At 36.7% G+C, this 15,266-nt stretch carries 18 protein-coding genes; 6 read left to right on the top strand and 12 right to left on the bottom strand.

The features are described from left to right. Positions 1 to 10: 10 nt before the first annotated feature. The 7 genes from LEP1GSC202_RS17000 to LEP1GSC202_RS16965 form a co-directional block, all read right to left on the bottom strand. Positions 11 to 1,459: a lipoprotein gene (locus LEP1GSC202_RS17000; protein ID WP_015678963.1), complete on the bottom strand. Its 1,449-nt coding sequence runs from the start codon at positions 1,457 to 1,459 to the stop codon at positions 11 to 13. Positions 1,460 to 1,468: 9 nt separating this feature from the next. Beyond that, entirely contained in the window at positions 1,469 to 2,425 is a 957-nt protein-coding gene (locus LEP1GSC202_RS16995) for a hypothetical protein (RefSeq protein ID WP_015678962.1), read from the bottom strand. Then, entirely contained in the window at positions 2,425 to 2,796 is a 372-nt protein-coding gene (locus tag LEP1GSC202_RS16990) for a hypothetical protein (protein WP_015679019.1), read from the bottom strand. The genes LEP1GSC202_RS16995 and LEP1GSC202_RS16990 overlap by 1 nt, the downstream gene beginning before the upstream one ends. A gap of 83 nt (positions 2,797 to 2,879) precedes the next feature. After that, on the bottom strand, positions 2,880 to 4,232 hold the full coding sequence (locus tag LEP1GSC202_RS16985; protein WP_015678991.1) for a rhodanese-like protein: 1,353 nt from the start codon (positions 4,230 to 4,232) through the stop codon (positions 2,880 to 2,882). A gap of 222 nt (positions 4,233 to 4,454) precedes the next feature. After that, positions 4,455 to 5,066 carry a helix-turn-helix domain-containing protein gene (locus LEP1GSC202_RS16975; RefSeq protein ID WP_015679010.1) on the bottom strand — a complete coding sequence of 204 codons (612 nt, stop codon included), beginning with the start codon at positions 5,064 to 5,066 and terminating at the stop codon, positions 4,455 to 4,457. Between the two features lie 4 nt (positions 5,067 to 5,070). Continuing rightward, entirely contained in the window at positions 5,071 to 6,309 is a 1,239-nt protein-coding gene (locus LEP1GSC202_RS16970) for a hypothetical protein (protein ID WP_015679032.1), read from the bottom strand. A gap of 59 nt (positions 6,310 to 6,368) precedes the next feature. After that, the gene (locus LEP1GSC202_RS16965; RefSeq protein ID WP_015678974.1) at positions 6,369 to 6,845 is read right to left on the bottom strand and encodes a DUF4395 domain-containing protein; all 477 of its coding nucleotides are present in this window, start codon (positions 6,843 to 6,845) and stop codon (positions 6,369 to 6,371) included. A gap of 140 nt (positions 6,846 to 6,985) precedes the next feature. Here LEP1GSC202_RS16965 and LEP1GSC202_RS16960 point away from each other — a divergent pair, with 140 nt between their 5' ends. From LEP1GSC202_RS16960 to LEP1GSC202_RS16940, 5 genes are read left to right on the top strand one after another with little or no spacing between them, the layout of a single operon-like run. Then, positions 6,986 to 7,906, top strand: coding sequence for a sulfurtransferase (locus LEP1GSC202_RS16960; protein ID WP_015678945.1), 921 nt, complete (start codon positions 6,986 to 6,988; stop codon positions 7,904 to 7,906). A gap of 2 nt (positions 7,907 to 7,908) precedes the next feature. Then, a complete protein-coding gene (locus LEP1GSC202_RS16955) occupies positions 7,909 to 9,231 on the top strand; it encodes a multiheme c-type cytochrome (protein WP_015678935.1) in 1,323 nt (440 codons plus the stop codon). Then, a complete protein-coding gene (locus tag LEP1GSC202_RS16950) occupies positions 9,209 to 9,934 on the top strand; it encodes a glycosyltransferase family 2 protein (RefSeq protein WP_015678944.1) in 726 nt (241 codons plus the stop codon). The genes LEP1GSC202_RS16955 and LEP1GSC202_RS16950 overlap by 23 nt, the downstream gene beginning before the upstream one ends. Positions 9,935 to 9,950: 16 nt before the next feature. Next, positions 9,951 to 11,207, top strand: coding sequence for an MptA/MptB family glycosyltransferase (locus LEP1GSC202_RS16945; RefSeq protein ID WP_039929339.1), 1,257 nt, complete (start codon positions 9,951 to 9,953; stop codon positions 11,205 to 11,207). Further along, a complete protein-coding gene (locus LEP1GSC202_RS16940) occupies positions 11,167 to 11,763 on the top strand; it encodes a TIGR04282 family arsenosugar biosynthesis glycosyltransferase (RefSeq protein ID WP_015678961.1) in 597 nt (198 codons plus the stop codon). Before LEP1GSC202_RS16945 ends, LEP1GSC202_RS16940 begins: the two co-directional genes overlap by 41 nt. Here LEP1GSC202_RS16940 and LEP1GSC202_RS16935 read toward each other — a convergent pair. After that, positions 11,760 to 12,176, bottom strand: coding sequence for an OmpA family protein (locus tag LEP1GSC202_RS16935; RefSeq protein WP_015678969.1), 417 nt, complete (start codon positions 12,174 to 12,176; stop codon positions 11,760 to 11,762). The genes LEP1GSC202_RS16940 and LEP1GSC202_RS16935 overlap by 4 nt on opposite strands. Before the next feature lie 165 nt (positions 12,177 to 12,341). Between LEP1GSC202_RS16935 and lpxD the strand changes: the two genes are divergently transcribed. Beyond that, complete coding sequence (gene lpxD / locus LEP1GSC202_RS16930) at positions 12,342 to 13,361, top strand: UDP-3-O-(3-hydroxymyristoyl)glucosamine N-acyltransferase (RefSeq protein ID WP_039929370.1); 1,020 nt, start codon at positions 12,342 to 12,344, stop codon at positions 13,359 to 13,361. A gap of 12 nt (positions 13,362 to 13,373) precedes the next feature. Here lpxD and LEP1GSC202_RS16925 read toward each other — a convergent pair whose 3' ends face one another. From LEP1GSC202_RS16925 to LEP1GSC202_RS16910, 4 genes are read right to left on the bottom strand one after another with little or no spacing between them, the layout of a single operon-like run. Further along, complete coding sequence (locus LEP1GSC202_RS16925) at positions 13,374 to 13,793, bottom strand: SRPBCC family protein (protein ID WP_039929336.1); 420 nt, start codon at positions 13,791 to 13,793, stop codon at positions 13,374 to 13,376. After that, positions 13,794 to 14,141 carry an arsenate reductase family protein gene (locus LEP1GSC202_RS16920; protein WP_015679015.1) on the bottom strand — a complete coding sequence of 116 codons (348 nt, stop codon included), beginning with the start codon at positions 14,139 to 14,141 and terminating at the stop codon, positions 13,794 to 13,796. Continuing rightward, positions 14,138 to 14,377: a hypothetical protein gene (locus LEP1GSC202_RS16915; RefSeq protein ID WP_015678955.1), complete on the bottom strand. Its 240-nt coding sequence runs from the start codon at positions 14,375 to 14,377 to the stop codon at positions 14,138 to 14,140. The genes LEP1GSC202_RS16920 and LEP1GSC202_RS16915 overlap by 4 nt, the downstream gene beginning before the upstream one ends. Positions 14,378 to 14,416: 39 nt before the next feature. Continuing rightward, entirely contained in the window at positions 14,417 to 15,241 is an 825-nt protein-coding gene (locus LEP1GSC202_RS16910; RefSeq protein ID WP_015679033.1) for an LIC_11366 family protein, read from the bottom strand. Between the last annotated feature and the right edge of the window lie 25 nt (positions 15,242 to 15,266).

Below are 15,266 nucleotides of genomic sequence, written 5' to 3'. Positions count from 1 at the left end.
TTCAATTTCATCATCCACCACAAGCATTTCCTCCGCCTCCAGTAGGACCGCCTCCACCACCACCAGAGCCAGCGTTTGCAGAACTTCCCCTCAAAAATGATTTATCTTCTTCTCGAATTTTGTTGGAAGATTTGATGAATTGCCTAGACAAATCGAGTTGGTAATTTGGAACATTTGCATCAGCATTCGAGGTAATCCCATCAGCCAATTGGGTGATATCAGTCCTCCAATACGAAGCTGGTTGTGTGATAGCGCTCGGGCTTGATCCTGAAGTTGGTGACTTTAGTCCTAAAGCACCATATTGTTTCCAACCCGCTTCATAGAATCTAGTCGGTTTTCCAAGGATTTGGTGGAGGACAAACCAAACCACTGAAGTTTGGATTCCTTCCTCACCATATAAATAAATCAATTTTTGGTCAGGATAACCAGTGTTATTTAAACTTGTTGATAGTTGCGAAAAGGTTCTAAATTGAAAACTAGTTCCATCATAAAGGTCTGTTGGAATTAAATTAGAAGCAGATTTGACCCTACCTTCATATGTAGTGACACAAGTATTTGAAACAAAACTGGAATTGGTTTTTGTTGTACAATTCGAATACTTTGGACCAGAAGCGGTAGAGTTTGTTGTTCCTGTAAAAGCAGCATTTTGCCTTCCATCAATAATATAATAACCTTCAATAGGTAGAGGGTCTACATTTTCTAAATTACTATTCCCATTTTTTAAGGAATGGATTAGGTCACCAATTGTAAGGTGTAAGGAAGTATGGTCACGAAACAATGTTTTGGTGGTTCCAGCTCGATTGCTATTTGCATAATTATACGAAGGGGTTGTGAATAACGTTGATGCCGCCGTCAAATCTGCAATAGAACCGTTTAAAACAGCTAGTCTTTCCTTTGGGAATCCCCAATAGAGTAATGAATAGTAAGCAAAAGTAGCTGATGATAAATTTGATACGTTGGATGTGTCGGATGCAAACACAACATAATCAATGGCTGGATCAATTCCATAGATTGCGAAAAAATCTGAGATTTTTTTTCCTTTTCCAACTATACCGTCTGTTGCTAAAACTCCATCGTCTCTTGTTTCTGATATCAAATCATTTAGATTGGCGATAGGGTATGCAAAAGATTGTTTGCCATCAAAAAAAACATACCTTCCACTGGAGCCGGAAGTTTGGATTTGGAACACAATTAAATTTCCAAAAACATAACTAGGTTTATTTGTGTTCCAATTCGATAAAAACCGCGAAAGTTTTGTTCCTGTGATGAGACCACTTTCATTTAAATTGTAATCCGCATTGGATAATGTTGCAAGTTCCGCTGGAGAGTAGTTTCTAAATAAAAATGGAGTTAAGTCGAACTTAAGACTTTGAGGTAAAAATACATACTCAGGGAGCCCTTTGCAACCAATGAACGTAACTAGAATGTGAAAAAATATAAAATACTGTTTAACTTTCATAGGATCCTCTTATAAATTATAAGGTAAAGTGACAGCAAAACCGACTGTCTTTAGTTTGGCGGTATTGTAACCTGCAATGGTTTCCGAATAAAATAATGTGTAGAAATTTCCAAAACTATCCACATAACTAAATCCGATTTCTGCGTTATGAAATATTTCTTTTCTTCCCCAAGCAGGTCTTTCATTTTGAACATAGACATCATAGGGATTAATTCCATAAAATGTGGGTTGAGGGTAACGAACTAAATTCCAAGGGGGTTCTTGTCTTGGGTCAGCATATGCGTAACCTCCTTGTCCAATTTGCCCACGCATACCTACAGTTAAAAACAACGATTCAAAGAATCGTTTGTATAGTGCACCGTAATAAAGAATATCATCTGGCACCGGGTTTTCTCGTTTGCGATAGGAAAATTCTCCAAGTCCACCAAGCCCCCACACACCAAAATCTTTAGCTAAGTACAAATTGACTTCGCCTCCACTTGCACCATCACCTAATGATTGGGGATTACGGTCATAATCTCCACGTTTGATTCCTCCGATTCGCAATGAGATTGTGGGCATCCATCTGTATTTCGAATCAAACTCATCAAGTAGTTTATAACGAAGTCCAAAACGTGTGTCCATAAATCCGTATTTGTCTGGAACTTCTGGAGTTTGTTGTAATCCGAAATAACGATTGAATACCCTATGTTTTCCCAATCTTCCAAAGCCGATCGTTAAATCGGCTGTTAGGCGATCTGTAAAACCATATTCTAACGCAAGGTTTGCAACAGTGATTCGTACATTATCATCATACTTTGCCTTTTGGCCTGCAAGGAAGGCACTATCATATTCGGAGTGAACAAATACAGGTCGAACCCAAAGTTGCCTTTCGTAAGGAGCCCATGCTTGTTGCGAATATACATTTGTAGCAAAGACTACAAAAAATAGAAAAAAATATTTTATAAATTTGAAATTAGTTCTCATCATTTATCCTTCTTCTTCTCAGGAAGTTTGATATTGAAGCGAACTTGAATGAAATATTCTAGAGCTTGTAATTGTTCCTCAGTGAGTTTGCCTGAGAAATCAGGTAAGTTTACTCTACGTTTTTCTGTATTCGGTAAACTCCCTTGGAGGTATTCCAATCTTTCTTCTTGGTCTGTCGTGTTTATATTTGTATTGGTTGGTTTTTCTAAACTTACTTCTTGGTTATAGATCGCCTTTCCTAAATGGTATTTTTCACGGTCTTGTCCTTGTGGAATGTTTGCAATGCCACCACCACTAATTCCACCGGATGCAAATACTACATTTGTTAAAAACAAATTGATAACTAATAATAATTGAATCAAACTTTTCATAATCATTTCCCAGTTTTTATTTACTTATATTGAACTAAACAACGAGTAAAATTCGTATCTTACTCGTTGTTATTTTTACATCATCAACGTTTGTATGCTTTGTCTTCTTCGATGATTTTTCGAGACGTAGTTGCAAACGAATTTAAGTTTGTAGGTAGATTTGGATCCACATCCCCCGCCACATTGTATGTGATCACTTCTGATAACTCAGGAATGTCTGTGCGGAAGGGTGAGTCTGATGGAAGTTTTGGTGCTGGTCCGCCACCAGTCAAACTACCCCATTCGATCCAACTTCCATCATAATAAGTGGAAGGGTATCCAAGGATGGCAATGTAGGAAAAACCAGTCACCTGAGAACGGTTATTTGTTCTACAAAGTTGGATTGCAGTTTGACCTGGCTGGTACCCACGTAACTCATAATATGCTTTGAGATCTGCTTTTGATTTAAAGCGATGTTCTGTGTCCAGAAGTCCAGTCCAAGGAACATCTTTTGCTCCTTTGATACGACCTTCGAAACCAACATACTTACCAGATACTTCGGAAGTTGTGCTTCTAGCAACGCCATTATATTCATTGCTACTTCCTGATGAAGACCTAGCATCTGAGATAAAGACACTCGATGTAAGCCCTGCAACATTCACATTGTTCGGATCTTTTACAGCTTTAATCACATCTTCGACTGGTAACATTAAAATTGTATTATCCACACGAAGGCTTTTTACCGAATAACGATTGTTTAAATTTGGAGGAATGTCTGTTGTAGAGCGGAAGGGGACAAAATTTCCATCAGTATTCACAAGTCTTGGGAGAGTTCCATTCAGGAATGCTAAGTTTTTATGATCAAACCCCCAATAACGAAACGAATAAAATCCACGTAAGGTTCCTTGAACATGACTTGCAGCATTGGCAGCGGAAACAAATACAACAAGGTCATTGACAGGATCAATTCCAAATCGATTTAGAATGGCATCAACTTTTGGACCATTCGCGATAATGGAAACAGTATCACTGAGTCCACTATTTCTCTTTTGGCTAAAGCCATCACCACCGTCTAACGCATTGGCTCCGTCAGAAAAAGTAAAAGAATAAACGACAACATCATTGCCATTCCCTGCGATGTATTCTTTTCCAACAGTAGCACTTGCACCATTTTGTAAGATTACCAATTTTCCATTGATGCCACTTGGTTTTGTACCTGCCCAATTGTTGACCCATTTCCCTAAAGTTTGTGGCGTGATGAGTCCATATTCATTTAGGTTATAATCATCGTTAGATTCTTTTGCTAGTTCTACTGCTGAGTTCACTTTAATCCCATTGGAGAGGGCTAAGGCAGCCAGAAGTAAATTGTTGTTATCATTTTGTTTGTTCCCACCGCAGGCTCCGAGAAACCCCGCGGTAAAAACGGCGATCAACTGGTGTTGAAGACTTGTTTTCATATTCTATCCTTTTGTTTCATTCCAATCCTTTCTCTGTAGGGGTTGCACCAGAGACTTAAGGGGTTGGTTAAGGATAGGTTAAAACGATGAGTTTTGAGACAAAGTTGGAATTTAATTTAGCAGAGGAAAACTCTGTAATAGCGTATATTATATTGGAGGAATTTCCAATCGATTTTACAGAGTTTTGGAATGTGTTTCGAGATGTGATTTCAAACGATTTGGTTATCGAAATTTTTTCGATGAGATCCATAAAAACTTAGATAATCCATCAGATTCATTTTCAATTGAATCGAGTTCGGAAATTGGAAAAAATACACTTTCACCCACTTCCAAATGGTAGGTCTTATTTTTTAATTTGATCTTAGAAGCTCCTAAAACTTGGTAAATTTTAATATCATGAGCTTGCGGTAAATGTTGGAATTGGTTTAATTTTCCTTGTTCCATACTCCATTCGACAAGATTCAATCGTTCTCTGTCCTCTTGGTATAAAACCCTTGATTTATTTGAGTTTTTTGAAGATATCCAAACCTTCCCTTCGTTGGCCGGGATAAACCTGGGAGATTGTGAAAATAAATCAGGTATCATTTCGGCAATGGGGATTCGTAATGTTTTGGATAGTTTCCATAAAATCCCTATACTTGGTGTGGTTTTACCTGATTCAATGAGACCAAGCATCCCACGGCTGACTGTGGATAACTGAGAAAGTTTTTCCATAGACAAACCTAGTTCCAAACGCCTACGTTTTAAAGTTTCACCAAGTACAACGGTTAAGACTTCGTCTACGTTTTGGTCTAAATCATTTCGTCCAATTGATTCGTCTTTTTGTTCATCCATATCGTCATCCCTTCTGGGTCATGTTCGATATATTGGATAAATTGTAAAGTAAAATGAATATTTGCCGGAAATATAGGAAAATGCAGCATATTGAAAGAATGGCTTCCAAAATAAGAATTGGCCTTGGAATTTCGTAAAAAAACTGGAAAGGGAAGTTTAGTCTAATACTTGTTAGGTAAGATAATTGCAAGTTGGCAACGAGGATCCATGGTAAAACTGATTGGGAACGCGAGGTAACGAGAAGAGGGACTAAAACTAAAAAGTACCAAGGATTCACCACCGGAAGGATAGTGAAAAGAAAATAGCCAAAGTAAAAATAAAAATCATGTTTTTGGCATAAGATAAAAAACCGTTTGCTTCTATTTTTTTCTCTCAAGGTTAGGAAAAGGTAGATAAAAAGTAAAAGGAATTGGAATAAAAAAGGAAAACTTCTTAAATTCATTGAAAAAAAGAAATTCCAGATTGGTTCCAAAAATTGATTAAATGTAATCGTACCACCAAAATGATGTAAGTTGGAAAAACCAAAATCATATGAGTTGGGGAAAAATATAAAATAGATTAGAAAAAAAAGGGAAAACCCAAAGCATAAAGAAAGGAAAACTTGAATCCCTACAATAGATTTTTTTTTGATGGTTTTTAATTTCAAATAGGGAAGGAAAAGAAGTCCGTATATTGAGGTTATAAATTTAATATGGACAAGTAGTCCGAAGATACTTGCACTCAATTTCAGATTTTTTTTCTCGAGAAAAGTATAAAAAACCCAAAAGAAAGAAACAAGTAAAACTTCAAAATGTAAATTGATGTACACTTCTTTGATAAAAATTGGGTAAAGCCAATACAATAAGATCAGATGATTCGTTTTATGTTTGTGAACAATCGAAAAACAAATTGTTTCGAAGAACAAATAACTAACTTTTAATAAAAAAGTGGAAAAACCATAGGAAAATAAAGAAAAATATAGGAGGATGAAGGGACTATAAATCGTAGTCCAATCGGGGTGATTGATTTTAGAAAGGATTTCAATCGAACTTGCATCTAATGATTCTCTGAAATAATGATTCGGTGGAAATTCATACGGAGAGATCCAATTTCGAATTAAGTTTCCTTCCCATAAGTATCTTGCCCAATCATCTTCCCAAATAGGAGGGAAGAAAAAACAAAGGATCCTGAGTCCAAATCCAATAAAGAAAAATATTTTGAAATGAAGTTTAAATAATGATTTGGGAAAGGTTACTACTTTCAAAAAGAAAATAGTAACCAATAGTGTGGATAAATATAAAATCCATTCGTACAAAAGAACTTTTATTTATTAAAATTCAAATTATTGCAACGTTCACAAACTTCTTGTGGGATCACTCCAAGTTTCATCAGGATTCCAAACATAAAACATCCTGCACACCATCCGAGAAATGATTCAAGTGAAGCAAAAAATACAAGTGTTGCAAGAGTAATTTGGTAAGCCAAGGTCAACCCATTGGCAAATAATACAATTGCAGCCAGGCTAAAGGAAAACCCAATCAATTGTGCAAATCGTTTTGGTGGACCTGCGGATGGAACAAAAGAAATTCCAAGCCATGGAACTAAAAACTTGGATGTAACGTAAGCAAAAGGTTCAAACTTAGGGCCGTAACTCAGGCGGAGAGCAAATCCAAGCAATAGAAAGCCTAACACAAAATAGTTGGGAAATAAAATGGAAAGGACCCCTAAAAACACAACCGTGGATGCCACAATCCGAGTGACATTTTCATTGACGACGTCCGGATAAAATCCTAGTTTCATTTGTTTCCTCCGTTCCCTTCCAAACTGAGAGAGGAACTTGATTTGGCAAGAAAAATTCGTTTTCTTGGAGGAAATGTTTATCTTATTGACGGAAAATTCGTCTTAAAAGAGTGTTAATCTTAATTTAGGAGGGTAAGATCATGAAAATTCAGAAAACATATGGGATTTACCTCTTCTCAATCGCTTTATTTTGGGCTTTTTGGCTCCAAATCACTGCCAATCCCGCAAAACCAAGCCAAAACCGATGGGAAGAAAACTGGTTTTTGTCTCCCAATGAAACTGTAACACTTCCTGAATTTAAGCTCATCGATACTCGATCGGTCATGGCAAGGATCAAAACCAAAATCCCTGATGCAAAGTTATTAAGTTGGGAAGAACTTTCTCGGTCCGAAACTCCCTTTCGAGGTAAACTACAATCTGAGGATAAAATCCAAAAGATCCTTTCCAATCTAGGAATCTCTCGAAAGGATATCGTAATTGTGTTAGGTGATGGTAAAAACGGATGGGGAGAGGAGGGGCGGATTGTTTGGAGTTTGAGGGAAGTCGGTTATCCTCACGCGTATTGGTATGACGGTAGTGTTTCTTCTTTACTCGAAACCATCGAAAAAAGAAAACAAAACAAAAAAATTGTGAATCCAATCATAAACTCGACTAACACAATCAAAACTGGAGTTCTCAAAAAAACAGATATCAGTAAGGAGGAAATAAACAAACAAATCAAGTTGAATGCATACCAAATTTTAGATACACGAGAACCACGTGAGTTTGCAGGTGCCACTCCGTATGGTGAATCCCGAGGTGGGCATATCCCAAGTGCCAAATTGTTTTATTATCAAAATCTGTTTGATGACAATGGTAGGATCAAATCCAAAGAAGAAGTGGATCAAATTTTAAATCAAATTGGCATTTCAACCACCAAACCCATCGTTGCCTATTGCACAGGAGGAGTTAGGTCTGCTTTTGTTGTAGGAATCTTACGGTCTTATGGATACAATGCATATAATTATTCCGGATCAATGTGGGAGTGGTCGTCTTACGCTAATCTTCCTTTGGAAAAATAAATTTGAAACGAATTCTTCTCATTATTTTTACATCCATATTGACTTTGTTAGCTGGTTACATTGTTTTTCAAGACCAACGAGAAGTGCCTTTGGAAGAAGTTTTTCCTGGAAAAATTTGGGTAAGGCCAATCGAAAACTTACCTGATCTAAAAGGAGTTGGTGCTCCAACTGCTAAAAATTGTGGAAATTGCCACAGCGAAATTTATGAAGAATGGAAATTGTCAACTCATGCAAATGCGCTCAGTGACATACAGTTCCAATCTGAATTGGCAAAGCCTAGCTCTCCGAAATGGATCTGTCTCAACTGCCATATTCCTCTACAAAACCAAAGAGAAACCATAGTCACCTCATTACGTGGTGGGAACTATTTTGAACCAATTCAAATTCCAAATCCCAAGTTTAATGCCGAAATGAAAGAGGAAGCCATTACCTGTGCCACTTGTCATGTTCGTGTTGATTCGAATACAAATGAAAGTTATGTGATCGGTGGAAGTGGTGACACATCTCCTCCACATCCCATTAAAATCAATCGAGAGTTTTTACAAAATCGTTGTAACGATTGCCATAATGAAACATATACTTTAAATGAATCCTTGATTTGTTCCTTTCAAACAGGGACTGAGTTAAAATCATCCCAATCAGAAAAAACATGCGCCAATTGTCATATGCCAGAAATTCGGCGATCATTTGTGAAACCATCTTTAAATCGCCCAAATCGTAATTCCCATCGTCATGGGTTCGTAGGAGGAGGTGTTCCAAAATCCTTTGCCTTATACAAAGAACAAGTGCGATTGGGTTACAAACCAGGGATCGTCCTTACAAATATCAATTTTAATGAGGAAAGTATTATCCTTACCATAGAAAATCAATTTGCAAGCCACTACGTGACTTCTGGTGATCCGGAGCGATTTTATCGATTCAAACTGGATGCGATCAACCAAAAGGGAGAAATCGTTCAAAAGGAAGAAATCAAAATTGGCCAGGAATGGGAATGGTCACCTAAAGCTAAAAAAGTAAGTGACAATCGAATTCATGGATTTGGAAAATTTGAGTGGAAGGTTGATTGGAAACAAAAAAATCCTTCTATGATTAGATACCGATTCCAAGCAATCCATGTCCGTTTAAAAAATAACACTTCCGATTATATGCAACAATCTGCAGAAAATGTACCTTTATCGTATCGAGAAAAAGTCAAACACATCCAAGATTTATACCCTCACAGTTCAATTGTTCTGGAAAGTGTATTTGATAACAAAGGGCAAAATCGGCGAGATACAAAATTAGAAGAATTATTCCTCCGAAATGCAGAAAGAAAAGGTGAATGATCTTTTATGCATCATTCCAGCAAGGGATGAAGAACTTAGCATTAAACAAGCATTAACGGGGCTAATGAATGGTTCTGGAATTTCAAAATCAAATTTTATTGTAGTCAATAATGCTTCCAAAGACAATACGGCTTCCATTGTGAAAGAGTTGGGGATCAAAACATTGGATTGTCCAAGGATAGGGTATGGAAGTGCATGTCTTGTTGCATTGGAATGGATTGGATCAAAGAATTTAAATCCTGAATATATATTGTTTTGTGATGCAGATGGTTCGGACGATCCAAAAGACATCCAACGTTTGTACCAAACAATCCGTGATCACAATTCCGATTTAGTGATAGGATCAAGGACACTTGGAGTTACAGAAATTGGGTCCCTATCTTCTATTCAGAAATTCGGAAATGCACTAACCTGTTTTCTCATTCAAATCTTTTTTCAAAAAAAATTCACTGATATGGGGCCTCTTAGAATCATCCGTTACAAATCTCTTCTTCAATTGGGAATGATCGATCCAACTTGGGGGTGGAACATCGAAATGCATGTCAAAGCCTTACAAAATCATATGAAAGTGATTGAAATCCCTGTGCAGTATCGAAAACGAATTGCTGGCGTTTCGAAAATCTCCGGGACAATTTCTATGTCAATTCGAGTGGGTGTAAAAATTCTATATACTTTTTTTAAATTACTGATTTTTCGCAGATGAAAATCTTGGGTGGAACATGTTCCTCCTAGTGTTATATCCATTCCTACTTTTTTTTGCCGTAAATGGAATGGATCGTAATGATTTAACTTCCATCATAGTCTCCACTGTCTCTCTCTCTATGTATTTTTATTTTTTGCAAAAAAAGGTTTTCATTTTTCAAAACAATTTTCCTGTCTTTTTTTTGTATAACGTAGCACTCCGTTGTGTCGTACTGGGTGTAACTCCCCATTTAAGTGATGATATCTATCGGTATCTCTTCGATGCGAAATTACTTGTTTCTGGTCTCAATCCGTATCAATATACTCCTAATCACTGGCTAATCCAAAATGTAACAATGTCTACGTTGTACAAAGATTTATTATCTCAAATGAATAGCGCAGACTACTTTTCTGTATATCCATTGTTACTACTTTTCTTTTATATTTGTGCTTCCTTTTTAAACAGTATTCTATCACTTTCCTTTTTAGGAATCCAAATCGTTTTTTTATTGATCGACGTATTCAATTTATTTCTCATCCGTCGTTTTTATCCCAAAGAATCGTTTGCATTTTATTGGATTTATTTTGCAAACCCACTTGTGATCATCGAAGGAATTTCTCAAATGCATCCCGAAATTCTATTCATTCCTTGGTTACTTTTACTGATACGTCTAAAAGGGAATCAATGGAACGGAATGGTTTTTTTAATTTTGACTCAATTGAAACTGAGTACAATCATTTTCCTTTTTGCTTTCCTTCGGAAATCAAAACAACTATTAGTTTTATCTGGATTTGTTTTCGTATCGCTATTCATTTGGAAGTTTTCTGTATTTGGAAATTGGTTGGCACAAGGGAACCTTGGGATAGGTCTTTTTTTTCATTCCTTTCGATTCGCTGGAATTATAGAACCGTTTTTTTATATCCCCTTACACAGATTTGGTGTTTCCTACTTATCAGGGATTTTTTCACTTTTCAGTTTTGGTATTTTAGTTATGTTGTTGAGTTTCCAACCTAAATTCCAGGCACAAACGAAAGAAAAACGATTGTTGCTTGTATACTTTTTATTTTTACTTTTCTCTCCAGTGGTTCATCCTTGGTATTGGATTCCATTTACGCTATTAGGAATGGTTTGTCGGATTCCATTTCTGTGGCAGGCCTTTGTTTCTAGTCTTGGATTCTTATCATATGTAGTTTATGTGTCAGAATCATATTTTTATTTGTATTGGATGTATTCACTACTAGGTTTATTTTTATATGTCAGAAAAGAAACTAATCATCTTCGCAAAGCAACCTAAGTTAGGTCAGGTGAAAACCCGTTTAGCACATGCCATAGGTGATACAAAGGCTTTGGATGTGTATGAAGAATTGTTACAGATCACTGAGTCTGTCACGTCCAATTTGGATGCCGATAAAATTGTTTATTGGGATCAAATTCCAGAACTTCCGAATCCTTATTTTACATTTGGATTTCGGCATTTTACACAAACATCTGGTGACCTTGGTTCGAAGATGGCGAATGCATTTCAAAATGAGTTTCAAGAATCCAATGGAAAAGTTCTCATCATCGGAACAGATTGTCCTTACCTCAATCCATCTATATTTTCAGATGCCTATAAGGCTTTGGATCATTCAGATTTTGTTATCGGTCCAGCCATAGATGGGGGATATTATTTACTTGGAATGAAAGAATATTTACCGTTTGTCTTTCGTGGAATACCGTGGAGCACAGAATCTGTATTGAAGCTGACACTCGAAGCCATCAAAAAAAATCACTTCAGATATTCGCTCTTAAAGGAACTTGATGATATCGATACGGTTAACGAATGGGAAAAATGGAAAGAAATTCGTTAATTTTTTTGTTGTAACCTGATCTCCACTCTCCGATTTAAAGCTGCATGTGCCTTTGTTCGGTTAGGTGATTTGGAATTGCCATAAAATAACCTTCGGATTTGTCCCTCTTCTACAAAATGAATCAATAAAAAACGTTCCACCTCTAAAGATCTTTTTTCACTGATGAGAATGTCTTCTTTGTAATTTTTACCATCCACGGCATGAGCTTCGATGTAAATTTCATAATTTCTATTTTGGTTCAAAAAATCTGCTACCGATTGCAAACGAACTTCGTCGGACTTGGGAATTTGAGATGATTTTTGATTGAAATAGATTGTGAACGAAGTAACGTCTGTTTGTTTTTCTGTTTTTTGGTAAGGATTTTCAAAGATGTAACCTTCTTGTGCATTCAGTTCTACCCGTCCAAACCCCATGTATTGAACACTGTAAGTTAACAGAAAACAAACTAGTACTTTATAGCAAAAAGAAGAAGGCATACTATAATGATCGGTCTGAATTGTATGATTCCAAAGAATGCTTTTTAAAATTATGATTGAAATATGTCCCTTCTCATTAATTTTCTCACCATAGGTGTTGGTATGAAATTGAAAGATTTGGCTGAACAATTGGGTGCAAGTTTCACTGGGAATGGTGAATTGGAAATCAAAGGTATCAAAGACTTAGAACATCATACACCAGTTGATCCAAATAGCATCTATTATGTGGCATCTAAAAAGTATTTAAACAAACATAAAAAAGCACTAGAAGTTCAGATTGCGTTAACAATCGATTCTCTATCAACCAGTTTTCCCAATGCCATCATCGTTCCAGAAGAAGGGTCTAAAGTCAAATTCATACAAGTGATCTCTTTGTTTGAAAAAAAGCCCTCTCACTCACCATCGATTTCTTCAAAGGCAAGTATCCATCCCACTGCCAAAATTGGGAATCATGTGACCATCATGGATTTTGTCGTCGTACAAGAAAATGTTGTGATTGGAGATAATGTAGTTTTGTTTCCTAATGTTGTGTTAGAATCAAATGTGGAAATAGGGGAGGGGTCTGTGATTAAGTCTGGAGTTGTGGTTTATTATAATTGTAAGATTGGCAAACGCAACTTAATCCATTCAAACACAGTGATTGGTGCCGATGGGTTTGGATTTTATGATTTTAATGGAGTTCGTTACAAAGTACCACAAATTGGAAATGTGATTGTAGGTGATGACGTTGAGATGGGTGCAAATTGTACGGTTGACCGTGCTGCCTTGGAATCTACGACAATCGGAAATTTTACTAAATTTGACGATCATGTACATGTTGGCCATAATTGTCGTGTAGGTAATTATGTATACATCGCTGGTGCCACTGTTCTTGCAGGTTCTGTCACCATTGAGGACGGATGTTTTCTTGCGGGACAGTCTGCCGTTGCCGAACACTTAACAATGAAAAAAGGATCCATTTTACTTGGCCTATCGGGATTAACGGAAGATTCCAAGGAAAAAACTGCATACTTTGGGATTCCAGCAAGGCCAGCGCTCGAAATGCATCGAATCCATAGCGCCTTACCTATGTTACCTGACTTGATCAAAGATTTTGCAAAACGAAAAAACAATAAAGATTGATAAGAACTTGAATTAAGATTCTAAAATTGTTTTTAATCGGTTTAGATTTTCGGTCATTTGTGTTTTGAGATTCATTTTTACTAGGCCTTCACTTAATTTAAAAAGGCCTTTTAGTTCCATCTTATCTGAAATGGTAAGTCGGCAATGATTGCCTTCCTGTATGAATTCGTATCGATCGGTAAACTTCATACCGTTTGCAGTGCAACTTGCAACAATCACTTGGTTTTCAATGATATCTTCTATTTTATAAATTTCATTTAATTTAAAAATACCTAAATCAATTTGGATTTTGTATTCAGTGGCTTCCGTGTTTTTGACTTCAACCGCATGAATACTTTGGTTGTATGCAGTTTGGTTTGTCATGTCGCGCACGTATGCAAAGACTTCATTAATTGGTTTTTTGATTAAGGTATCAACTTTTGTTTCGATCATTTATTTTTTGGAATCATTAATCCATTGTTTCCATATATCTGGAACAAATCCAATCGTCGCTTTTTTTCCATCTCTTACGATTGGGGTTTTGAAAAGAAGAGGGTTTGTCAAGAGTGCCTCCTCTTTATCGTACAACATATATTTCAAATTTTTGTCTTCATAGACTTTTGATTCTGTATCAATCAAATCATCTAAACTGACGCTACCAAGAATGGATCTAAGTTCCCCTTTACTCATTTCTTTTTCTTGTAGGTTGATGAATTGGAAAGGGATACGTCTCTCTTGAAAGAAGAGTTGTGCCTTTTTAGAATCTTTGCATTTTTTAGTGCCGAAGATTTGTAAGTTCATCCAAAGATTGATTTTTTAAATTCTTCTAAAAGTGATTCTGTCCCAGACAACATCAACTCAATTTGATCTTTGTCCAAGTCATACATTACATGTGCTTGTAAATATAAAGTAAACTCTTCCGCAGAAACTTTTTTTGCGTCGAAGTTTTCTTTAAGAAAGTTATACCAAGCAGCGAGGATGACCTTCTGGTGGGCCAGTTCTTTGATACCGATGGTAATGATTTTAGGGGATTTCATGGAATTTTCTTAAAGAATTTCATTCAATTGAAAGGATCGTCAATCCAAAAACCTTTGGAAGACTGAAAAATACAAAATCCAAGCACCTGAGTTCATATCCAACCGGCGAAATGATTGTGCAGTGCTCACAGTGGCATCAATGATCCTTGTGTCATCAACGACTCCCACTCGACCATTTGCTCCAATATAAAAACTTGATGATTCACCATTATAATTTCCACTAAATCGATCAATGGCAATATGGTGGTAACCAAGTCCAAATTGAAAGAATGTACGATCGTATAACCTGTGATTGATGGCAGTTTCGGCCCTGTATCCAAGTCCACTCCCCCGGAGTCGACCTCTTTGGTTAAAATATTGAGTATCGGGTGGGAGTTCTCCAATGGAGTATCCTCTGATGTTCCAATCTGCAGAAGTAAACCCCATACCAAGTCCATTTTCCCATTCCCAATTTTTGAAAACAGGCGTAACGAAGTGATACATCGCTAAAACATGATAAGAATAAATTTCGGAATTTAACTTAGTGTAATAAAAGTCATTAGTAACTTCTGTTAGTTGTAGAATCTGCCAATCATTCCTTCCCACAACAAATCCAAACCTAGATCGTGAATCGAGTAAAAATCGAAAAAATCCTTCATACAAATAGGTGTTTCGGCCTCCACTCAAACTCACGTCAGAATAAATCAGTGGATTGAAAGTGGATGTGAATTGTTTTAAGTCACCATCAAACCTTCCTGGAACCCTTTCCCCTGCGCCATACCTTAGGCCGAATTCAAATCCTGAACCCTCAGCAAGTAAGCCTGGTCCTCTTAGAAACCAAATGGGGAAAACGAGAATCGAAAGGATTACAATACATCTTGACATAACAATTTCATCCAATTTCGTGAGG

The sequence above is a fragment of the Leptospira yanagawae serovar Saopaulo str. Sao Paulo = ATCC 700523 genome (assembly GCF_000332475.2).
Lineage (GTDB): Bacteria > Spirochaetota > Leptospiria > Leptospirales > Leptospiraceae > Leptospira_A > Leptospira_A yanagawae.
This window is presented reverse-complemented; position numbering and strand designations above follow the sequence as displayed.